This is a genomic window from Clostridium mobile (assembly GCF_018918285.1).
Taxonomy (GTDB): domain Bacteria; phylum Bacillota; class Clostridia; order Clostridiales; family Clostridiaceae; genus Clostridium_AW; species Clostridium_AW mobile.
Window position 1 is genome coordinate 160,844 of sequence record NZ_JAHLQF010000001.1, and the last position, 20,488, is coordinate 181,331.

The 20,488-nt window shown below is 29.9% G+C and carries 24 protein-coding genes and 1 other annotated feature; of the genes, 3 read left to right on the forward strand and 21 right to left on the reverse strand.

The features are described 5' to 3' along the window. Nucleotides 1-8 precede the first annotated feature (8 nt). The 12 genes from mbhE to KQI86_RS00900 form a co-directional block, all read right to left on the reverse strand. Nucleotides 9-284, reverse strand: coding sequence for a hydrogen gas-evolving membrane-bound hydrogenase subunit E (gene mbhE, locus KQI86_RS00845; protein WP_216437265.1), 276 nt, complete (start codon nucleotides 282-284; stop codon nucleotides 9-11). Further along, complete coding sequence (locus tag KQI86_RS00850) at nucleotides 281-520, reverse strand: hydrogenase subunit MbhD domain-containing protein (protein WP_216437266.1); 240 nt, start codon at nucleotides 518-520, stop codon at nucleotides 281-283. The genes mbhE and KQI86_RS00850 overlap by 4 nt, the downstream gene beginning before the upstream one ends. After that, entirely contained in the window at nucleotides 507-830 is a 324-nt protein-coding gene (mnhG, locus tag KQI86_RS00855; RefSeq protein WP_216437267.1) for a monovalent cation/H(+) antiporter subunit G, read from the reverse strand. The genes KQI86_RS00850 and mnhG overlap by 14 nt, the downstream gene beginning before the upstream one ends. Then, nucleotides 823-1,095, reverse strand: a complete 273-nt coding sequence (locus KQI86_RS00860; protein ID WP_216437268.1) for an MrpF/PhaF family protein — start codon at nucleotides 1,093-1,095, stop codon at nucleotides 823-825. Before KQI86_RS00860 ends, mnhG begins: the two co-directional genes overlap by 8 nt. After that, nucleotides 1,088-1,582 carry a Na+/H+ antiporter subunit E gene (locus tag KQI86_RS00865; protein ID WP_216437269.1) on the reverse strand — a complete coding sequence of 165 codons (495 nt, stop codon included), beginning with the start codon at nucleotides 1,580-1,582 and terminating at the stop codon, nucleotides 1,088-1,090. The genes KQI86_RS00860 and KQI86_RS00865 overlap by 8 nt, the downstream gene beginning before the upstream one ends. Before the next feature lie 174 nt (nucleotides 1,583-1,756). After that, nucleotides 1,757-2,833 carry a tRNA 2-thiouridine(34) synthase MnmA gene (gene mnmA, locus KQI86_RS00870; protein ID WP_216437270.1) on the reverse strand — a complete coding sequence of 359 codons (1,077 nt, stop codon included), beginning with the start codon at nucleotides 2,831-2,833 and terminating at the stop codon, nucleotides 1,757-1,759. Beyond that, nucleotides 2,830-3,981 carry a cysteine desulfurase NifS gene (gene nifS / locus KQI86_RS00875; RefSeq protein ID WP_216437271.1) on the reverse strand — a complete coding sequence of 384 codons (1,152 nt, stop codon included), beginning with the start codon at nucleotides 3,979-3,981 and terminating at the stop codon, nucleotides 2,830-2,832. The genes mnmA and nifS overlap by 4 nt, the downstream gene beginning before the upstream one ends. Before the next feature lie 20 nt (nucleotides 3,982-4,001). Further along, nucleotides 4,002-4,928, reverse strand: coding sequence for a cysteine synthase A (gene cysK, locus KQI86_RS00880; RefSeq protein WP_216437272.1), 927 nt, complete (start codon nucleotides 4,926-4,928; stop codon nucleotides 4,002-4,004). 74 nt (nucleotides 4,929-5,002) lie between these two features. Next, nucleotides 5,003-5,440: an RrF2 family transcriptional regulator gene (locus tag KQI86_RS00885; protein WP_216437273.1), complete on the reverse strand. Its 438-nt coding sequence runs from the start codon at nucleotides 5,438-5,440 to the stop codon at nucleotides 5,003-5,005. Nucleotides 5,441-5,570: 130 nt separating this feature from the next. Then, nucleotides 5,571-7,373, reverse strand: coding sequence for an ABC transporter ATP-binding protein (locus tag KQI86_RS00890; RefSeq protein WP_216437274.1), 1,803 nt, complete (start codon nucleotides 7,371-7,373; stop codon nucleotides 5,571-5,573). A gap of 18 nt (nucleotides 7,374-7,391) precedes the next feature. Next, nucleotides 7,392-9,167, reverse strand: a complete 1,776-nt coding sequence (locus tag KQI86_RS00895; protein WP_216437275.1) for an ABC transporter ATP-binding protein — start codon at nucleotides 9,165-9,167, stop codon at nucleotides 7,392-7,394. 324 nt (nucleotides 9,168-9,491) lie between these two features. Continuing rightward, a complete protein-coding gene (locus KQI86_RS00900; protein ID WP_216437276.1) occupies nucleotides 9,492-10,187 on the reverse strand; it encodes a ferritin-like domain-containing protein in 696 nt (231 codons plus the stop codon). Between the two features lie 184 nt (nucleotides 10,188-10,371). Here KQI86_RS00900 and KQI86_RS00905 point away from each other — a divergent pair, with 184 nt between their 5' ends. Continuing rightward, nucleotides 10,372-10,899 (forward strand): hypothetical protein, encoded by a 528-nt coding sequence (locus KQI86_RS00905; RefSeq protein ID WP_216437277.1) that lies wholly within the window; start codon nucleotides 10,372-10,374, stop codon nucleotides 10,897-10,899. Between the two features lie 51 nt (nucleotides 10,900-10,950). On the opposite strand, the gene KQI86_RS00910 is transcribed toward KQI86_RS00905, so the two are convergent. Both KQI86_RS00910 and KQI86_RS00915 read right to left on the reverse strand, forming a co-directional pair. Continuing rightward, the gene (locus tag KQI86_RS00910; RefSeq protein WP_246582611.1) at nucleotides 10,951-11,370 is read right to left on the reverse strand and encodes a phage holin, LLH family; all 420 of its coding nucleotides are present in this window, start codon (nucleotides 11,368-11,370) and stop codon (nucleotides 10,951-10,953) included. A 12-nt stretch (nucleotides 11,371-11,382) separates the two neighbouring features. Then, a complete protein-coding gene (locus tag KQI86_RS00915) occupies nucleotides 11,383-12,132 on the reverse strand; it encodes an N-acetylmuramoyl-L-alanine amidase (protein ID WP_216437278.1) in 750 nt (249 codons plus the stop codon). 121 nt (nucleotides 12,133-12,253) lie between these two features. On the opposite strand from KQI86_RS00915, the gene KQI86_RS00920 reads away from it, so the two are divergent. Both KQI86_RS00920 and KQI86_RS00925 read left to right on the forward strand, forming a co-directional pair. Then, nucleotides 12,254-12,781, forward strand: a complete 528-nt coding sequence (locus tag KQI86_RS00920; RefSeq protein WP_216437279.1) for an amidase domain-containing protein — start codon at nucleotides 12,254-12,256, stop codon at nucleotides 12,779-12,781. 228 nt (nucleotides 12,782-13,009) lie between these two features. Further along, nucleotides 13,010-13,639, forward strand: a complete 630-nt coding sequence (locus KQI86_RS00925; protein ID WP_216437280.1) for a cyclase family protein — start codon at nucleotides 13,010-13,012, stop codon at nucleotides 13,637-13,639. 46 nt (nucleotides 13,640-13,685) lie between these two features. Here KQI86_RS00925 and KQI86_RS00930 read toward each other — a convergent pair whose 3' ends face one another. The 7 genes from KQI86_RS00930 to KQI86_RS00960 form a co-directional block, all read right to left on the reverse strand. Further along, nucleotides 13,686-13,886: an alpha/beta-type small acid-soluble spore protein gene (locus KQI86_RS00930; RefSeq protein WP_216437281.1), complete on the reverse strand. Its 201-nt coding sequence runs from the start codon at nucleotides 13,884-13,886 to the stop codon at nucleotides 13,686-13,688. Nucleotides 13,887-14,033: 147 nt separating this feature from the next. Then, the gene (gene tyrS, locus KQI86_RS00935; protein WP_216437282.1) at nucleotides 14,034-15,236 is read right to left on the reverse strand and encodes a tyrosine--tRNA ligase; all 1,203 of its coding nucleotides are present in this window, start codon (nucleotides 15,234-15,236) and stop codon (nucleotides 14,034-14,036) included. A gap of 55 nt (nucleotides 15,237-15,291) precedes the next feature. Further along, nucleotides 15,292-15,558, reverse strand: a binding site (T-box leader). 141 nt (nucleotides 15,559-15,699) lie between these two features. Continuing rightward, nucleotides 15,700-17,031 (reverse strand): magnesium transporter, encoded by a 1,332-nt coding sequence (gene mgtE / locus KQI86_RS00940; RefSeq protein WP_484793049.1) that lies wholly within the window; start codon nucleotides 17,029-17,031, stop codon nucleotides 15,700-15,702. A gap of 250 nt (nucleotides 17,032-17,281) precedes the next feature. Next, complete coding sequence (locus KQI86_RS00945) at nucleotides 17,282-17,821, reverse strand: pyruvate kinase alpha/beta domain-containing protein (RefSeq protein ID WP_216437284.1); 540 nt, start codon at nucleotides 17,819-17,821, stop codon at nucleotides 17,282-17,284. 150 nt (nucleotides 17,822-17,971) lie between these two features. Then, entirely contained in the window at nucleotides 17,972-18,799 is an 828-nt protein-coding gene (locus KQI86_RS00950) for a MetQ/NlpA family ABC transporter substrate-binding protein (protein ID WP_216437285.1), read from the reverse strand. A 27-nt stretch (nucleotides 18,800-18,826) separates the two neighbouring features. Continuing rightward, nucleotides 18,827-19,468, reverse strand: a complete 642-nt coding sequence (locus tag KQI86_RS00955) for a methionine ABC transporter permease (RefSeq protein WP_216437286.1) — start codon at nucleotides 19,466-19,468, stop codon at nucleotides 18,827-18,829. A 1-nt stretch (nucleotide 19,469) separates the two neighbouring features. Next, on the reverse strand, nucleotides 19,470-20,426 hold the full coding sequence (locus KQI86_RS00960) for a methionine ABC transporter ATP-binding protein (RefSeq protein ID WP_216437287.1): 957 nt from the start codon (nucleotides 20,424-20,426) through the stop codon (nucleotides 19,470-19,472). Nucleotides 20,427-20,488: the final 62 nt, after the last annotated feature.

Below are 20,488 nucleotides of genomic sequence, written 5' to 3' on the forward strand. Positions count from 1 at the left end.
CTCTCCTTTTACTCTTTATTCTTTTTTAAAACTACCAATACAGTTATTGCTGAAGTAAATAAAACACTGGCTTCAACAAAAGTATCAAATGCTCTATAGTCTAATATTATTCCAGTAACTATGTTAGTAGCCCCTGTGTCTTTAACAGCATTTTCTATATAATATTTTGAAACTTCATTATGAGTTGGTGGAGAACCTGCTCCAAACTGAGGTAATTCTATTACTCCAAGAAGAAGTATAAAGGTTATTCCAAAAGTAATAAGTACTGCATTTATCTTTCTCATTTCTTTTCTCCCTTTATTCTCTTTAATGTTAGAATAAACAATACTGTAGTAATACCAGCTCCAACGGCTGCCTCGGTTATTGCTAAATCTGGAGCATTTAGTTGTTGCCATAATATAGCCATAATTAAGCTATAAACCATAAAAACTATAATTGCTCCTAGGAGATCTTTTACATAAGAAACCATTATTGAAGATATTATTAAAAATAATAACATTATAACACTAAAGATTTTCATCCTTCTTTACTCCATCCTTTCTCTCAATAGACTTTATTCTTAAGTACTCAGCCTTGCCTATTAAATGAGTAGCGGTAGGATTTGTTATCCATATAAACCCAAGGACTAAAATTAATTTTAAACTTGTGAAATTAAACCCACTATTAATTATTAATCCAGTTAAACATAGCAAAGCTCCTAAAGTATCACATTTTGCTGCACTATGCACTCTTGTGAATACATCGGGGAACCTTAAAATACCTAATGTACCTACCATGAAGAAAAATAAACCTCCCAATGTAAATGCTGATACTAATAATATTTTAATCATCATTATCTCCTCCTAAGCTTTCTATATAGCGGGATATTATTATAGAAGCTATAAAACTAATTAAAGCATATACTAGCGCTACATCTATAAAATATGTTTCTTTAAGTATGAAGGAAATAGACGCTATGATAATTATTGTTTTAGTACTTATTACATTTATTGCAATAAGCCTATCTGCAGAAGTTGGGCCTTTAACCCCTCTGTATAGACATCCCAATATAGTTATTGATAAAAAAATAACGGAAAAAATCAATACTTTACTCATTTATAATTTCCTCAGCTTTCAAAAGAATATTCTCAAAAGAGGACTCCTTTAAATCTTTTATATTTTCCTCTTGAAGACAGTGAATAATTAATTTGTCATCATCCATAACCAGAGTTAATGTACCTGGAGTTAGCGTAATTGAATTTGCTAAAACCGTTTTCAATACATTCGATTGTATCTTTGTGTCTACTGTACATATATTTGGTGATATATTCATCTTAGGACTTAAAACTATTTTAGCCACATGTATATTAGATTTAAATATTTCTAAAATTAATGCACCTAAATACTTCAAAAAAATAGTTATTTTTTTAACATTAAAGGAGATTTTTTTACTGTTTTTTTCCATTGAGTCTCTGTTTAGATATTCATTAAATCTAAACACTAAGTAAGATATTATGAGTCCTATGCTTAATCTTTCTAATGTAATTGACTCACTTAGTATGATCCAAAATATAAAAAGAGATGTTATTTGCCAAAATTTCATGCTATTCTACCTCCTTTTTCATTATTATCTATAGATATAATATTATCAATTTCATTAAATTCCGTCTATATTTTTTATTTAATTTATAGTGAAATATTCAATACGCGGAATCTTCAAAATATTTCGCTATAAAAAAAGTAGTTTATATAAACATATAAACTACAAATTAAAAAACTATAATATTTCGCTAATTATTCCCCCACCAATTAAAATATCCTCTTGGTAGAACACTACAGATTGACCTTTTGTAATTGCTCTTTGGGGATTTATTAATTCAACTTTTACTTTTCCATCTTCAATTGGATATATTGTACCTTTATTTGACGTGGTAGAATATCTTACTTTTACTTCAACTTCTGTCGGCTTTTCTAATTTATCGAAAGCTATTAAATTTACTTCTTCAGCAATTAATCCCGTTCTGAATAAATCTTCATTTTCTCCTAGTATAACTTCATTATTTTTAGGATCTATATTCACTACATACATAGGCTTTCCAAGTGTAATACCTAATCCTTTTCTTTGACCTATGGTGTAATGAATTATACCTTTATGCTTTCCTAATATATTACCATGCTTATCTTTAAAATAGCCATCTTTTATTTCTTCTCCAATTTGTTTTTCTATAAATCTTCCGTAATCATCGTCTGGAATAAAACATATTTCCTCACTATCTTTTTTATCATGGACAGATAATCCAATTTCCTTACCTATAGCTCTAATTTCTTTCTTATTATAATCTCCGCAGGGTAGTAATGTATGCTCTAACTGAAATTGTGTAAAATTGTAAAGCACATAACTTTGGTCCTTTGTTAAATCTATACCCTTCTTTATTACATATCTGTCATTATGTTTTTCTATTTTAGCATAGTGACCTGTGGCTATGTAATCTGCCCCTAGATTTAAAGCTCTTTTTAAGAATGAATCAAATTTGATATGTTTATTACAAGCAATACATGGATTAGGAGTTCTTCCTTTTAAATATTCATCTACAAAATTAGTTATTATTTTTTCTTTAAACTCTTCCTTAAAGTTCATTACATAAAATGGTATTCCAAGCTTATAAGCAACTCTCCTTGCATCATTAACAGATGATAAGGAACAGCAACCGCCTTCTCTTTCCTCATACTCTTGGTCCTCATCCCAAATCTGCATTGTAACACCTATAACTTCATATCCTTCTTTCAATAATAAATGTGCTGCTACGGAACTATCAACTCCTCCACTCATAGCTAATACTACTCTTTTTTTCATTTTCTCACCGTCCTAATTCTATTAACTATATTATTTATTTGCTCACAAACATAATCTACATTTTCCTCAGTAGTGTTTTCACCTATAGTAAGTCTTATAGAGGATTTTGATAACTCTCTGCTAAGCCCCAAAGCTAGTAATACATGTGAAGGTTCCATAGACGTAGCTTGACATGCACTTCCGCTAGATACACATATACCTTCCCTATCCAAATTAAATACTAAATCTTCCCCATAAACTCCTCTAAAACCTAAGTTTATATTATTAGCTAATCTATGCTCACCTTCAGGACCGTTTAGAAAGGCTCCTTCTATTTCTAAAAGTTTTTCTATCATTCTATTACTTAAGAATGATAATCTTTCCACTTCATCTTTCATAGTATTCATAGATATTTCAACGGCTTTTCCAAAGCCAACAATAGAGGCTACATTCTCTGTGCCTCCTCTTTTTCCTCTCTCTTGCCCTCCTCCATGAAGTATATTATGAAGCTTTAACCCTTTTTTAACATATAAAGCTCCTACTCCTTTAGGACCATATATTTTATGAGAGGACATAGAAAGCATATCTATATTTGAATCTTTTACATCTATGGGGACTTTTCCCAAAGCCTGTACTGCATCACTATGAAAAGTTATATTCTTTTCATTACATATTTTCCCTATCTCTTTAATGTTTTGAATAGTTCCAATTTCATTATTTCCATATATTATAGATACCAATATTGTATCTTTGGTAATCGAATCTATTAATTGGTCTAAATTTACAAATCCCTCTCCATCTACAGGTAGATAAGTAACCTTAAACCCCTCTTCTTCTAAATATCTACAAGTACTTAATATTGCTTCATGCTCAATTTTTGTAGTGATAATATGATCACCTTTATTTTTATTAGCATAGGCAAATCCCTTTATAGCCCAATTATCAGCCTCAGTGGCTCCACTGGTAAAAAACACTTCATCGCTTTTACAATTAATTGCACTACTTATATTATCTCTAGAGCTTTCAATTGCCATTTTACTCCTAAGTCCTATTGAATATTGAGATGAGGGGTTCCCAAAGAACCCCTTCAAATAAGGCATCATTTCTTCTAATACCTCATCCTTTATAAAAGTAGTAGCTGCATAGTCCATATATATAATTTTGCTCATTTTAAATCACCTTTTTTTATTTAATCAAATACAGGTGTTGATAAATATCTCATACCTGTATCAGGTAGTATTACTACTATATTTTTTCCCTTATTCTCTTCTCTTATACCAACTTCCTTAGCTGCATGTAATGCTGCTCCTGAAGATATACCCACTAAAAGTCCTTCTAATGTTACTATTTCTTTAGTAATTTTAAAGGAATCTTCATTTGAAACTTTAATAATTTCATCAATTAGAGATGTGTCTAATATTGATGGAATAAATCCTGCACCTATACCTTGTATTTTATGTGGGCCTGGTTTACCTCCAGAAAGAATCGCTGAATCTTCTGGTTCCACTGCGATGATTTTTACATCTGGATTATTCTTTTTTAGCACTTTTCCTATTCCTGTTATAGTTCCACCAGTTCCTACTCCTGAAATAAGCACATCTACTTTTCCATCTAAATCTCTTAATATTTCTTCAGCAGTAGTCTTTTCATGAATAGATGGATTAGCTAAATTATCAAATTGTTGAGGAATAAATGAATTTGGTATTTCTTTTGCTAGTTCTTCTGCTTTTGCAATAGAACCTTTCATACCGTCTGCAGCTGGTGTTAATACTAATTCTGCTCCATATGCTTTTAATAACTTTCTTCTTTCTATACTCATAGATTCAGGCATAGTTAATATTATTTTATATCCTTTTGCCGCTGCTACTAATGCTAGACCTATTCCTGTATTTCCGCTAGTAGGTTCTATAATAACTGTATCCTTTTTTATAAGCCCTTGCTTTTCTCCTTCTTCTATCATTGCAAAAGCTATTCTATCTTTAATACTACTTCCTGGGTTAAAATACTCAACCTTACCTATTAAATTTGCTTTAACCTCATATTGTTTTTCAAATTTACCAAGTCTCAACATTGGTGTATTTCCTATAAGTTCTGTTAAATTATTATATACTCTCATAATGATCCTCCTTAAATTATATATTTATTATTCCTATCTGAATAGTATGCTTTGTTTTAAAATATTTACATGTATTATATATAATACATGTATTCTATTCCTTTACTTTTGTTATATTGCTCTACTAAATCTTCTAAAGTTATTAAATCAACTATTGAAGCTATGGAAATATTAAGCTTTTTCCATATGTTATCATAAATGCATTTTTCCAAGATATCATCTTTCATGCTTTCTTCCCAATCAACCACATCTAAATCCCCTTCTAATACTCTTAATATATCTCCTACGGTTATTTTAGATGGATGATTAGCCAAACTATATCCTCCTTGAGCGCCTTTTTTGCTGATTACCAATCCATTTTTTCTAAGAGCAGAAAAAATTTGCTCCAAATATTTTTCAGATATATTTTGTCTCTCAGAAATACTCTTCAGTGCTATGCTCTCACAAGATGTATATATGGCAATATCCATCATAGCCTTTAAACCATATCTGCCTTTAGTTGATATCTTCATATTCTACACCTCTTTTTCCTTTAATCCTATATATTTACTATGATTATATTATTTAAATAATATATTGTCAATATACTATTATATAAAATTTAAAAAACTGCCTTAAATTTTATAAAGGCAGTTCTTTGTGTTAAGAATTTAATATTTCTTTTTCCTTCTCTTCAATAAATTGATTAGTATATAAGTTGTAATAATAGCCTTTATTCTTCATTAATTCTTCATGGTTTCCCATTTCAACTATTTCACCTTTTTGTATCACTAATATTTTATCTGCAGACACTATAGTTGATAATCTATGAGCTATTATAAAACTAGTTCTTCCTTTTAAAACTTTATCAATTGCATCTTGAATAATTTTTTCACTTTCTGTATCAATAGATGATGTAGCTTCATCTAAAACAAATAATGATGGGTTTGATATAATTGCTCTAGCAAAAGAAATAAGTTGTTTTTCTCCTGTAGAAAGTTTATTTCCTCCCTCACCAACTTCAGTATTATATCCATTCTCCATTCTAATAATAAAATCATGGGCGTTTACTAATTGAGCTGCTTTCATAACCTCTTCATCCGTAGCATTTAGTTTTCCATATTTTATATTATCCTTTATAGTTCCGCTAAATAAATGAGGGCTTTGTAATACGTATCCTAAGTTTGATTGAAGCCATAAAATAGATCTTTCTCTATAATCAACTCCATCTATTAATACTTCTCCATCTGTAGGCTCATAGAATCTACAGAGTAAATTTACAATGGTACTTTTCCCTGAACCAGTCTCACCAACTAAAGCTATCTTCTCCCCTTTTTTTACTTGCAAATTAAAATTATCTAAAACCTTTTCTCCATCCTTATAAGCAAAGCTTATATCTTTGAATGTTATATCTCCATGGATAGGCTCCCAATTTTCATTTTTAGGATTAAATATATCGCCATATTTATTTATTATTTCTTCGCTATCCTGGATTTCTATTTTTTCTTCAATAAGAGATATTACCCTCTCTGCTGATGCCTGGGCATGTTGAAGCTCTGCTAAGGTAGTAGCCAGTTGTGTTATTGGCTCAAAAAATTGTATCGAATAGGCCAAGAACATTACTAAAGTACCATAACTTAATGTTTCTAAAAGTACTCCTTTACCACCATACCATAGAGCTAAACCTGTTCCAATGCTTCCTAAAGTTAATACTATAGGTAAAAATAAGGATGAAAATATAGCTGCTCTTAAAGAAGAACTTCTCATGTCTCCAGTGGTAACTTTAAATTCTTCTAAATTATCTAATTCAGTAACTAATGTTTTAGTAGTTTTCGCTCCTGTTATACACTCATTAAAGCCTGCTGTTATTTTAGAATTTATTTTTCTTACATCTCTATAGGAATCTAAAATTTTCCTTTGAAAATATATTCCAATTATTATAAGTGGCGGTACTACGCTTAAAGTAATTAATGTTAGTTTAACATTATGAATCATCATAATTATTACAAATCCAAACATCATAACCAAAGCCCATACCATATCAATTAGTCCCCAGGATACTATTTCACTTAATCTCATCACATCTGAAGTAACCCTAGAAATTATCCACCCTACTGAAGTTTTGTCATAATATGATAATGATAATTTTTGAAGCTTTTCAAAAGATATTCTCCTTATGTGATATGCAAGTCCTGTTTCTACTTTACCTGCAACATTTATAAATATTTTAATATTAATTGCTTGAATAATTATAATAACTAAATAGACTACTGCAAATTTTTTTAGTCCTAGCATATTATTATTTTCAACAAAAGTATCTATTGCATATTTATTGAGATATGGTACCAGTACATCTATACCTGCTACTGCACTCATAACCAAAGATAGTTTTATTAAACTCCCTTTAAATTCTATTACATAATTAAATAATTTTCTCCATAGACTAAAACTTAATTTATCACTCATTATCTCACCGCCATTTCGTTAACTTACTATTGTATCATTCCATTCATTTTCTATACTCTTTTGGATATCCCATATTCTCTTATATATTCCTTCTACCTTTATTAATTCATTATGACTGCCCATTTGAGCAATTTTACCCTTATCCAATACTATTATTTTATCTGAATCCATAATCGAGGATATTCTATGGGATATTATTATTGTGGTTACCCCTTTGCTTTTCTCTTTTAATGCTTCTTTAATTTTTCTGTCTGTTTCAGTATCTACAGCACTTAAGGAATCATCAAATATAAGTATTGGACTAGATTTAATCAATGTTCTTGCTATAGCAATTCTCTGTCTTTGTCCACCTGACAGGTTAACTCCCTTTTCACCTAACATAGTTTCATAACCTTTTTCAAAGCTTTCTATAACTTCATGAACAGAGGCATTCCTTGCACTGAATATCACTTCTTCTTTAGTAGCATCTTTCTTGGCAATCTTTATATTATCTTCAATATTTCTTGAGTAAAGATACGGCTCTTGAAGCACTGTACCAACGTTACTTCTAATCCACTTTTTGTTTATTTCTCTTAACTCTACTCCGTCAATTTTTATAGAACCACCATTATAATCGTAAAGCCTTCCTAACAGGTGAATTAAAGAGGATTTTCCGGAACCCGTTTGTCCAACTATAGCAACTTTTTCACCCTTATTTATTTTAAATGAAATACCATTTAAAATAGGCTGACCTTTGTCATATTCAAAATGCACATCTTTAAACTCTATATTGCCTAATATCTTAGGTTTCTTTTCTCCTTCTTTATCTTCCTCTACCTTTTCATTAAGTATTTGATATATTCTCTTTTTAGCTACAGTCATTTTCCCCATTTCAGATAGAATTCTTCCAAGTTGTCTTACAGGCCACAATAGCTTTATTTCATAATTAAGAAAAACTACCAATGTACCTAAACTTATATCTCCTATTAAAGTAAAATATATTCCAAATATTAAAACTGAAGCTATTTGAATCATACATAAGAAGTCAGATACACTCCAATAGGTACCTAGCAAACTGTAAAGCTTATACAATATGTTTTGGTATCTTTTATTTACATTATCAAATTTATCAATTTCATATTTTTCTCTTCCAAAGGCTCTAACTACTCTAACTCCCCAAAGATTTTCCTGAAGTACTGTGGTCATCTTCCCCTCTTCTTCATCTGCTTCATTAAATATGTCCTTGATTTTAGAAAAAAACATCAGTGAAAAACCAAAAATTATTGGCACTGTACTCATTGACACTAAGGTCATCTTAACATTTAATGAAAACATTACTATTAGAGAAAATACCAATATAAAAATCCCTCTTCCCATTTCCACTAATTGATTTGATAAAAATTTCCTTATAGTTTCTACGTCAGAAGTACATCTTTGTATAAGATCTCCCGCTTCTGTTTTCACGTGATAATCGTAAGGCAGATGTTGAATATGGTCATAAAGCTTATCCCTTAAGCTCTTTGCTATATTTTCAGAAGCTTTAGCAGACCATTTCCCTCTATAATATAAAAACAATCCCCTAACCAAAGTTAAAATTACTAGTGTTAAACCGCAAATCCATAGGTTTTTTTGTAAGTATGATATACCTCCTATTTTATTAATAAAATAATTAACTTTATTACTACTATTTACAGGTATATTCCCTATAACGTTATCAATAGTAACTTTAATAACTAAAGGTTCTAAAGTACCAATAAAGGTTGCAATAGCTACACATAGTATTGCTGCAGAATAGAGCAAAATATTTTTCTTCATTTTTGTCCCCCCCTTTTTTCTTAAACAAAAAAAGCCCAGGAGTATCCTAAGCTTTCACATCAAAACAATATATACATAATATAAAAGCCATAGAATACATAACCTATGGCTTAATTAACCAATTACAAAAATTTACATGTCCATAGGTCGTATTTTAAATATAAAATTATATCCATTACTCAATAAATTTATTAATAACATTAATACGACCTCCTTTACAAAATTTTCATAATATAATATTAGACCATTCTAAAAATTATTGCAAGCATTTTATTAATTATCTTAGAATTTAATTTTAAACAATTAATAAAAACCCCTAATGATTTAGGAGTTCTTATTAAATAAACCTATTTCTTCATTTTCAATCCATTCTTCTACTTGCCTTTGAGCTTCTTCTATGTTTTCACCAGTCCCTACCAATATGCCCGTAATTATAGATTTAGATAATAAATATTCTATGTTTAATCCCATATCCTTTTCTTGTACAGCTCTTTTCATTATAGCATTCATGCTATCTATATATTCACTATGGTTTAATACAGTTTCTCCTCTATAACAATTTTCTTCACTCTTTTTTTTACGCCCAACTTGTTTGCACAAATTCATTGTTAAAATATAATTATATTTTGTTGCATGTTTCATTTCATCTGTCAAAATTTCAAGAAGTATATCTCTTTGATATCTGTTAGGTAAGCCCATTCTTATGATTCTATATTTTTCAACAGCTGCTAATTCCCCAAATAAGGCACGTTTAATTCCTTCTACATAAGATTTAGGTTTAACAAACTTTTCGCAATCTGTACTTTCTATATCTTGTCCTGTGTAACATTTATAAATTTCTTTAAACCATTTTCTATGTTTTCTCTCATCATTTCTTATAGACATTATTATTTCTTTTTCTTCTTTTGTTGGAGCCATTTTTATTAAATAGTCATAGGTTAACTCATCATTTCGCTCATCTTGCACGGCTTCCTTTATTAAATCTAATGATTTACATAAATCCATTTTAGTAAAATCCATTCCATAATTCGAACAACAATAATGCATTCAATCCTCCAAAATAATATTACTAGACACAATATATTATATGTTCTAAATTTTGTTTTGACACAAAATTTAATTATAGAAAAGATTTTATATTTATGTCATAAATAAACATATTGCATAGTATATTATTATAGTTCAAAGTTTTAGGAGGTTATTTATGGATCCTTATATGATGAATATGTGTGAAATGTGCATGCACAAAGTATACTGCCCTACCATGATGAGAATGCAATCTATGAATATGTATCAGATGCCTATGGGAATGGAACAAATGCCCATGATGCAATACATGGATATGGATATGGACATGGAGGACACAATGGAAATGATGAACGATACGGACATTATGGGAGATATGGGCTTAATGAACCATGTGGGCATGAACGATGGCATAATGGATTACATGAGAACTGAGTATACTTCAAATGAAGCTGATGAAGTTAATGAAGATGTAGCTGCAAATGCTGATTTTATTACAGATGAAAATGACGATTTAGAATTTGCAAGAAAACACAAAGATCACTGGAAACATTGTAAATGTGATTGCGATGAAGTACTAGAAAAAATAGAAAGAAAGAATCCAGAAATATTTAGAAGTCTTATGATGTGTGGAGTGCCTTATTGTCACGCTAAAAAAATAGTAAGTAGAATTATATATTTAACAATAAAATATTGCCGAGATTAACAACATAAGGCTTAAGAATAAAACAGGCATAATACCTGTTTTATTCTTGTTTTATTCTGTAATTTTAGGATCTGCTTCATCTATTTTAGGATTGAATATTGGCGCCTCTCCTAATAGTTTTGAATTTTTTAGCTGAGTATTAATCTCACCTACTATAGCTTCTCTAAAATGATCTAACTCCTCCTGAGATAAGGAAGGTATTTGATTTAATAATAACTGGTCAAAGATTTTCTTCTTTTCCGTTCCTGTTTGAGGCATATATTTAAACTGCTGCTCAACTGCATAAAATATACTTTTGGCAATATTATAAGTGCCATTATATTGTTCTGCACCTATTTGCTTAATCAACATTTCTTTTTTCTTAGACAAATATGATACTAGTACGGTAATAAAATAACTTATTATCACTCCTAATATACTTAATATTCCTTGAACTAAAATATCCATAATACCACTTTGCAAAGTTTCCATATTCCCCCTCCATCACAATAATATTTTTGAACCCTTTGTTCTAGTGGTTAATATAATTCTATTTCCTTCTATTTCACTATCTTGAATTGTAATGTAATTATATTTATCAAGATGAATATCAATTCTTCCTTTTTCTTTTATAACTTGAATATAACCAATGCCTCCTGGTAGGGAATAAACCCCTGGCATAGAAGGGATACTGTAGTCTATATTAGGAACAGTTGGCTCATTCTTTTCAACAAAAGCGTACTGCCCAGTTAATCCCTTTATTATTGAATTTGCAATGCTCAAGGGATTATATTTATCACAGTCCTCTTTGTTATCACAAAAAAATGGTTCTACTAAAATAGATGGCATAGACGTATGTTTTAAAATATATAAATTTTCCCTTTTTACAGGTCCTCTATTTACATATCCTAACTTACTTATCTCTGAACATATTTTTTCGGCTAAGCCTTTGCCCGTTGGAGAAATATACTCAACCTCACATCCTTTAGCCCTATCTTTTTCAAAAGCATTTACATGCAATGAAACAAGTAGATCAACCTTATTACTGTTCGCCATGTTAACTCTATAGGCTAAGGATTGTGCTAAAGTCAAATTAGATTTGGTTGGGGTAACATTAATTATAGTATGTCCTAGCTTTTTTAGTCCTTCTATCACTAAAGGACCATATTCTCTTATAATTTTTTCTTCATTAAGATAACCAATAGATCCCCTATCATCACCTGTTCCATGACCCAAATCTATAGCAATTTTCATAACAAATTGCCTCCTTCAAATAAATGCTAATATATAATATACTGTAATGATTTTTTTGATAAAGATTAACATTATTAAAATTGCTACATATTATTATAATAAACAATTAATAGGAGTATATATGGAGACCTTTGAAAATACAAACTTATATTCAAGAACTTCAGCTGTGGAATATGCTAAAAAATATGCTTTAAATCCTAATCCTCAATATCGATATTTTTCTTTAAGCAATACTGGTGGCGATTGTGCTAACTTTGTTTCTCAGTGTTTAAGGGCTGGGGGAGCTCCTTTTATTTATAACAGAGAACATTCTTGGTGGTATAATAACATGAGCACTGGAAATGTAATGGATGATACTTGGTCTGTACCCTGGGCAGTAGCTCACTCCTTATATTGGCTTTTAAAAATAAATGATGAAAGTAATCTTAGCGGTGCTAAGGGAAGAGAAGTTTTCGATATTTCTTTATTAGATTTAGGTGACCTTGTGTTTTATGAAGATAGCAGTGGCTTAATATTTCATTCTGCAATAATAACGGGGTTTAGTGGCAATATCCCTCTTGTAAGCCACCATTCTTTCGAAGCTTTGAATATTTTTTATTATAATACTTGGCCAGCAAATAAAATTCATTTTTTAAAAATTCGTCTATGATTTGCTAATATATCCTAATCTAGTGCATCCATTGTTGAAATAAGGAATTTATTGTTTTCATCTGTTGGATTTTTACTAGGTGGAGCTAAAAAACAAGAAAAAATAGAATAGAGATAGTCTATTCTATTTTTATTTCTATATATTATCTCCTTTTGATAAAGTTTAAAAAATATTATATGATAATTATATTAATGAATTCTATACACATAGCTAAAATTGGAGGATTCTATGAATTATATTGATTTGACACATTCTATTAAAGATAACTTAATATCATATTCAAAGGAGGAAACTCCTCACGTATACCCTTTATCTACCATTGACCACAGCGGTTTTGAGGTAAATAAATTAATTATTACTACTCATACTTCCACCCATGTAGATGCACCTAAACATATCTTTGATGATGGAAATACTATTGATAAAGTATCTTTAGAAAGTTGTTTTGGAAAAGCTTTTATAATGGATTTTTCAAAATATAAAAATACAGTTATTTCCCTGGAAATTTTTTGTAAATATTATCAATATGAAGTTGATTATATTTTATTTTATACTGGTGCTGAAATATACTGGAACACTAATGAGTATTTAAATAATTATAAATATCCTTCTTTAGAACTTTGCAATCATCTAAGTAATTTACCTATTAAAGGTATAGGAATGGATACTATTTCTGTAGATGGCAATGAAAGTGAACTATTTGAAAACCACAGAGTTCTATTAAAAAACAATAAAATTATTATTGAAAATTTGAAAAATTTATCACTTTTAAAAGGTAAGCTATGTGCCATTTACATATTTCCATTAAAGGTTCACAGTGGAGATGGCGCTCCTGCTAGAGTTATAGCAAAAATATAGGTATATAAAAAATAAAAGAGGTTAGCCTAAGCTAGCCTCTTACATCTTATAGATTTCTTTCGTAAGCTTCTATCATTCTTTTAACCATTTCTCCGCCTACTGATCCATTTTGTCTTGAAGTTAAGTTTCCTTTATCCATGGATTCATAGTTTGATAATCCTAATTCAGTAGCTATTTCAGCTTTAAACTGATTTAATCCTCTTTTAGCTTCTGGAACTAATACTCTGTTTGATGAATAATTTGGCATAATGTTTCCCTCCTAATTTAATTTTTTTATTTTGTTTTGTAATATAAGTTTTACCCAATAGAACATTTATATGTTATGGAATTGAAGGAAACATTGGTAATACTTGATGTAATATATAAGCTTTGGATATAAAATATGCTTTAATAATTATTTAATTTTGATTTTAAACATTTTTCTTTTTCCTATAGTTACAATATCATTATTATTTAATATAATATCACTACAAACGGAGATAATATCGCCATTTAATTTAATTCCACCTTGTTTAATTAATCTTCTAACTTCACTGTTGGATGACACAAATCCTGATAATGCAATTGCTTCTATTAAATTTGTGTTTTTTTCTATTAAAATTTCTAAAATATCTTCAGGAATTTCATTTTTTTGATATAAATTTTTAAAATATTCCTCAGCAATCCTTGCCTCTTCTGCATCATGATATAATGTTACAATTTCTCTTGCCAATCTCATTTTCATATCTCTAGGATTAACTTCCTCTTTTTTCATTTCTTCTTTTATGTTATTTATCTCATCTGGATGAATATCTGTCGCCAGTTCAAAATATTTAATTATTAACTCATCGGGTAATTGCATAACTTTTATATACATATCTTTGGCACTTTCATATATACCAATATAATTTCCAAGACTTTTACTCATTTTCTCCTTTCCATCTAATCCTTCTAATATAGGCATAAATATGGCTATTTGACTCTCTTCATTAAATTCTTTTTGCAACGTTCTACCCATTAAAATATTAAACCTTTGATCTGTTCCACCCAACTCTATATCAGCCTTTATATGAATTGAATCATAGGCTTGCATCAGTGGGTAAAAGAACTCATGAATTCCTATACTTATTCCGTTATTAAGTCTATTTTTAAAGTCTTCTCTTTCTGTCATTCTTGCCACAGTACACTTAGATGCAAGCTCTATTACATCTCTAAAATTTAAATTCCCTAACCATTGGCTATTAAAAGTAAGCTTTGTTTTCTGTCTATTTAAAACCTTAAACACCTGATTTTCATAGGTTTTTGCATTCTCCATAACCTGCTCTTTTGTTAATTGTTTTCTCCCTTTAGACTTTCCAGTAGGATCACCAATCATCCCTGTAAAATCTCCTATTATTATTACTGCTTCATGTCCTAAGTCTTGTAATTGTTTTATCTTTCTTAAAACAACTGCATGCCCTAAATGTATGTCTGGTGCACTTGGGTCCAATCCTAACTTTACAATAAGAGGCCTTTTTTCTTTTTCACATTTTATTAATTTTTCCTTTAATTCATCTAAATTTATTATTTCATCTGCCCCTTTTTTAATAATCTTAATTTGCTCATCAATACTTACCATTATCTTACCTCCTATAATATTTAATAAAAATAAAAAACTCCCATCCTCGCAACTATGCAAGGATGAGAGTATACTCCCATGGTACCACCTTTATTTATTAATATGTCTCCATATCAACCTCTTCAAGTACTGTGCAAAATAAATGCATTATACTCTATCCTTATAACGGTGGAAGGTTTCCGTCAACAGCCTACAACTCTTTAAGAGCTTCGGTGTGATGCTCAGAGACGTATTCAGCATATCAATCTTTACTTCCTCACACCACCCGGAAGCTCTCTGTAAAAGAAATCGATATCTTACTCTTTCTCTTCAAAGCATTTTTTATCATTTTGTGTATTATACTAAATTTTTAGTTTTAAGTCAACTATAGTTTTATTAAATATTATTCACTTTCCCTCTTTTAAACACAATAGGAATAAGCTGAATTTTAAATTCTGCTTATTCCTATTTTTTATTTATATAATCATATGTTAAGTAATAACTTTGCAATGGAGAAATACACCATCAATGCACCAGCATCTACAATAGTAGTTATTAAAGGACTAGCCATTATAGCTGGGTCAACCTTTATTTTTTTAGCAACTATTGGTAATATCGCACCTACAATTTTAGCTAATACAACTGTAAATAATAGCGTTATACACACTGTTAAAGACACCATTAAATCTGTGCCTTGTAAATAATAAATCCTAAGAAAATTAACAAATGATAGTATTACACCAACAATTAAGCTTACACCTAACTCTTTCATTATAACTCTTAGGGTGTCCTTTTCATCAATTTCTCCTAATGCTAAACTTCTAATAACAAGTGTAGCTGACTGAGAACCTGAATTCCCGCCAGTATCCATTAGCATAGGTATAAAGAAGGTCAATACCACAACTGATTGTAATACATCTTCAAACTTTTTTAATATACCTCCAGTAAAGGTGGCAGACAACATAAGAATTATCAACCAAGTTAATCTATTCTTTGCTAAAGTCCACACTCCAGTCTCTAGATAAGCCTCTTCTGAAGGAGCCATAGCAGCCATCTTTTGAAAGTCTTCAGTATTTTCTTGATCAATTACATCAATTATATCATCAATAGTTATAATACCAGTTAATCTATCTTCCTTATCTACAACAGGAACAACGATTATATCATACTTTTTAAATATACCTGCTACGTATTCTTGGTCTTGATGAGTGTTTACATATACTACGTCCTTATTCATCACTTCTTCTACTCTAAGGTCATAATCGCTTAATATTAACTTTCTCAATGAAACTATTCCTTCTAATTTTCTATGACCATCAATAACATAACAATTATATATAGTTTCTTTATTGATTCCAGTAAATTTAATGTGTTCAATAGCTTCTCTTATAGTCATATCTTTCTTTAAATCAACATATTCTATTGTCATTAAACTTCCTGCTGAACTTTCAGGATAATTTAGAAATTCATTTATAAGCTTTCTTTCTTCTACATTAGAATTTTGCAATATTTTTTTTACTACTTTAGCAGGCATTTCTTCTAGTAAATCTATCATATCGTCAAAATAAAGCTCATCAATTATGTGTTTTATTTCTTTATCTGTAATTGAGTATATGATCTTTTCTTGAAATTCTGTATTTATATAGTTAAATACATCAACAGCTAAATCCTTTGGTAGCATTCTAAAGATCAATATAGCCTCAGATAAATCCAGGTTTTCTATTATTTCTCCAATGTGAACTGGGTTTAAATTAATTATTTTCTCCCTTACTTCAGTGTATTTTTTTTCAGAAATCAGTGCTAATATTTCTTCGATTTCCCATTTCATTTACATCAACTCCTATGCATCACCATACCTTTAGACGTTATGGCATATTTTCCTTTACTATTATTTAACGTACACCTATAGGGTCCAGGGTCAATATCCATAACTATCACCTTCTTTCTATTTTATAATTACATTATATTCAACACATCAAAATAAAACCTAGATTTTATTGCAATAAAGCCTAAGTTTTACTTATGATAATTTTACCACACAAGTATAAATAATTCAATTTATACAGTTATACAGGTTTGCAAATAATTTCTTTTATTTTTGTTTCCAAAATTGAGGAGGAATGAGAAGGCCTTATAATTATTGCGGTGTCTACACCTCTTTCAGTACCTCCCAAAGCAATTATATCTTCTCCATATGGAATTAATCCGCCATCCAAAGCCATAGTTGTAACTTCTACAGCTACCTTCACTCCCTGTCCAAACATTCTTAAAGTATGAGCAATTATTTCAATTGGAGATATTCCTCCAAACTTTTTAGATAAAGCCCTTTCTGCTCCAGATAATACATGTGTTGAAGTGTATAATTTAAAACCGTATCCTTCTAACTCTTTTTTACGTTCCTCTTTCATGTCTTGAATACCTGGAGTAGTAAAACCATTTACGTGAGTTACAACTATTACATTTAACCCACAATTTTTAAATAAAAGTGCAGTATCTCCTTCACAAGCGGGAATAACTATATGGTTAATTCCCCTTTCCTTCGCAACAGATAATGCTAATTCTACTGTCTTTTCTGTATTCTCTTCTCCTGAATTCTTAAAATACATAAGCATCCTCCTAATCTTATTACTTAAATTCATTATAGCTTTATCACATATGTTATTCAACTTATCTAGCCTCACTAATAAAAGGCTATAGTATAAAAACAACCCTTAGTAACTTGGGTTGTTTTCTACCTATAATTTAAAATATTCTATTTAAAAAGCTGGAACTACATTACCTTTATATTCTTCTTCAATAAACTTCTTTACTTCTGGAGATGTCAATGCTTTTGTTAATGCTTTTATATTTTCCTTTTCTTTGTCTTCTTTTCTTACTGCCAATACATTAGCATAGGGTGAATCTATTGCTTCTATTACTATGGCATCTTTTGTTGGGTTTAATTCAGCTTCGATAGCATAGTTTGCATTTATTACAGCAGCATCAACGTCATCTAGTACTCTTGGAAGTTGTGCAGCATCTAATTCTGTTATTTTTAAGTTCTTTTTATTTTCTGTAATATCTATCTTTGTTACAAGTTCCCCTTCTTTAACTTTGATTAAACCCGCATTTTCCAATACTCTCAAAGCTCTTGCTCCATTAGTTGGGTCATTAGGAATAGCAATTTCGGCTCCATCCTTTAGCTCTTTTACATCTTTGGTGCTCTTTGAATAAAGCCCCATTGGTTCTATATGAACTTTTGCAGTGTAATCTAATTCGTAGTTCTTTTCTGCAATTGTTTTATTTAAGAAAGGAATGTGTTGGAAAAAATTTGCATCTAATTCTTTTTCAGCTAAAGCTGTATTTGGTATTTGATAATCTGTAAATTCTACAATCTTTAGTTTGTACCCTTCTTTTTCTAACACTTTACCTGCTTCTTTTAATATTTCTGCATGAGGAACTGGAGTTGCCCCCACCACTATTTCCTTTTTACTTTCCTGTGTACCTGCTTTTCCTTGGGTGCTCTCTGCATTTTTTCCCCCAGAACATCCGATTAATCCTATTGATAATAAAGCTGTTGCTAATAAAACTGAAATTTTTTTCATTGTAAATCCTCCTTAAGAATTAAAATTTTATTTATTTAAATTTTTATAAACTAAATTACCAAAACTTTGTATTATTTGGACTAAGATTATTAATACTATGACAGTATAAATCATAACTTCTGTATTGAATCTATTGTATCCATAGCTTATAGCTACATGTCCTAGTCCTCCTCCACCTACAGCTCCAGCCATGGCAGAATAACCTATTAGATTTATTATTGTCAGTATTATTCCCCTTATTATGGAAGGAAAGGCTTCCTTTACCATTACCCTAAATAATATTTGAGTATTTGTAGCCCCAAAAGATTTAGCAGCTTCTATAAGACCCGGCTCAACTTCTTTTAATGCCGATTCTAATACTCTAGCTGCAAAAGGCGCTGCTCCTATTGTTAATGGAACTATTGCAGCAACTGTGCCAATACTTTTTCCAACCAATAATTTAGTTAAAGGTATTATAGCTATCATTAATATAATAAATGGAAAAGATCTTAAAATATTTATAAATAAATCTAGAATTCCATAAATAAATTTATTAGGTTTTAATCCTTTATCATCGGTAACTACCAGGACTATTGCTAAAATAAATCCAATAATAACAGCAAATATAGTGGAGTAACCAACCATAAATACAGTCTCCTTTAAGGCAGATATTAATATTTCTTTATACATGTTACATCTCCTCCCATCCTATAGATTTACTACTTAAATAACTGCATATTTTCTCTTTATACTCTTTATTCACATTTATTATTAAGCTTCCTAATACTTCTTGTCTAAAGTTCTCAAGTTTTCCCCAGACTATAGAAAAGTCTATATCTAATTCTCTAGCCATTGATGTTATTATTGAAGATTCACTAACTTCACCTGGGAAAAATATTTTTATATTTACTCCGTCATTAGGAAGTAATTCATCTCCTTCTAATAATCTTTTTAGCTCTCCTTCTGGTTTTAAAAATAATTCTTTTACAAGTCCACAAGTTTTTATTTCACCACCCTCTATCAATGCTACTTTATTGCAAATTTCTTTTATAACCTCCATTTGATGAGTTACTATAATTACAGTGATATTTAACTTTTCATTTATCTCTTTTAATAAAGATAGTATTGATTTAGTAGTTTCTGGATCTAAGGCAGAAGTGGCTTCATCACAAAGTAGTATTTTAGGTTCTAAAGTTAATGCTCTGGCTATGGCAACTCTCTGTTTTTGACCACCGCTTAATTCCCTTGGATAGCTACTTTTTTTATCCTTCAACCCAACTAAATTTAATAACTCAGTCACTCTTTCTTTTATATATTTTTTATCTTTGTTCCAAATTTTTAAAGGTAGAGCTATGTTATCAAAAACATTTGAAGTATTTAGCAAGTTAAAGTTTTGAAATATCATACCCATCTCTTTTCTAAATTCTCTCATTCTACCAGAAGTAAGTTCTTTTACTTCTTCTCCCATAACTTTTATACTTCCTTCGGTATATCCTTCTAAACCATTTAAACATCTTAATAAGGTAGATTTTCCTGCTCCACTTTTACCTATTATTCCAAATATTTCACCTTCGTTTATTTCTAAATTTACATCTTTTAATACTGCAATATCGTTATAATTTTTGCTTACTCCTTGTATTGCTATCATTTTAATCCCCCTTATGCATTAATAAAATAAACCTGAGGATATCCTCAGGTCTTAAGCCTATT

Bases quoted from the DNA above. Each gene is read 5' to 3' on its own strand.
- mbhE (WP_216437265.1), bottom strand. From the start codon at position 284: ATGAGAAAGATAAATGCAGTACTTATTACTTTTGGAATAACCTTTATA.
- KQI86_RS00850 (WP_216437266.1), bottom strand. From the start codon at position 520: ATGAAAATCTTTAGTGTTATAATGTTATTATTTTTAATAATATCTTCA.
- mnhG (WP_216437267.1), bottom strand. From the start codon at position 830: ATGATTAAAATATTATTAGTATCAGCATTTACATTGGGAGGTTTATTT.
- KQI86_RS00860 (WP_216437268.1), bottom strand. From the start codon at position 1,095: ATGAGTAAAGTATTGATTTTTTCCGTTATTTTTTTATCAATAACTATA.
- KQI86_RS00865 (WP_216437269.1), bottom strand. From the start codon at position 1,582: ATGAAATTTTGGCAAATAACATCTCTTTTTATATTTTGGATCATACTA.
- mnmA (WP_216437270.1), bottom strand. From the start codon at position 2,833: ATGAAAAAAAGAGTAGTATTAGCTATGAGTGGAGGAGTTGATAGTTCC.
- nifS (WP_216437271.1), bottom strand. From the start codon at position 3,981: ATGAGCAAAATTATATATATGGACTATGCAGCTACTACTTTTATAAAG.
- cysK (WP_216437272.1), bottom strand. From the start codon at position 4,928: ATGAGAGTATATAATAATTTAACAGAACTTATAGGAAATACACCAATG.
- KQI86_RS00885 (WP_216437273.1), bottom strand. From the start codon at position 5,440: ATGAAGATATCAACTAAAGGCAGATATGGTTTAAAGGCTATGATGGAT.
- KQI86_RS00890 (WP_216437274.1), bottom strand. From the start codon at position 7,373: ATGAGTGATAAATTAAGTTTTAGTCTATGGAGAAAATTATTTAATTAT.
- KQI86_RS00895 (WP_216437275.1), bottom strand. From the start codon at position 9,167: ATGAAGAAAAATATTTTGCTCTATTCTGCAGCAATACTATGTGTAGCT.
- KQI86_RS00900 (WP_216437276.1), bottom strand. From the start codon at position 10,187: ATGGATTTTACTAAAATGGATTTATGTAAATCATTAGATTTAATAAAG.
- KQI86_RS00905 (WP_216437277.1), top strand. From the start codon at position 10,372: ATGGATCCTTATATGATGAATATGTGTGAAATGTGCATGCACAAAGTA.
- KQI86_RS00910 (WP_246582611.1), bottom strand. From the start codon at position 11,370: ATGGAAACTTTGCAAAGTGGTATTATGGATATTTTAGTTCAAGGAATA.
- KQI86_RS00915 (WP_216437278.1), bottom strand. From the start codon at position 12,132: ATGAAAATTGCTATAGATTTGGGTCATGGAACAGGTGATGATAGGGGA.
- KQI86_RS00920 (WP_216437279.1), top strand. From the start codon at position 12,254: ATGGAGACCTTTGAAAATACAAACTTATATTCAAGAACTTCAGCTGTG.
- KQI86_RS00925 (WP_216437280.1), top strand. From the start codon at position 13,010: ATGAATTATATTGATTTGACACATTCTATTAAAGATAACTTAATATCA.
- KQI86_RS00930 (WP_216437281.1), bottom strand. From the start codon at position 13,886: ATGCCAAATTATTCATCAAACAGAGTATTAGTTCCAGAAGCTAAAAGA.
- tyrS (WP_216437282.1), bottom strand. From the start codon at position 15,236: ATGGTAAGTATTGATGAGCAAATTAAGATTATTAAAAAAGGGGCAGAT.
- KQI86_RS00945 (WP_216437284.1), bottom strand. From the start codon at position 17,821: ATGTATTTTAAGAATTCAGGAGAAGAGAATACAGAAAAGACAGTAGAA.
- KQI86_RS00950 (WP_216437285.1), bottom strand. From the start codon at position 18,799: ATGAAAAAAATTTCAGTTTTATTAGCAACAGCTTTATTATCAATAGGA.
- KQI86_RS00955 (WP_216437286.1), bottom strand. From the start codon at position 19,468: ATGTATAAAGAAATATTAATATCTGCCTTAAAGGAGACTGTATTTATG.
- KQI86_RS00960 (WP_216437287.1), bottom strand. From the start codon at position 20,426: ATGATAGCAATACAAGGAGTAAGCAAAAATTATAACGATATTGCAGTA.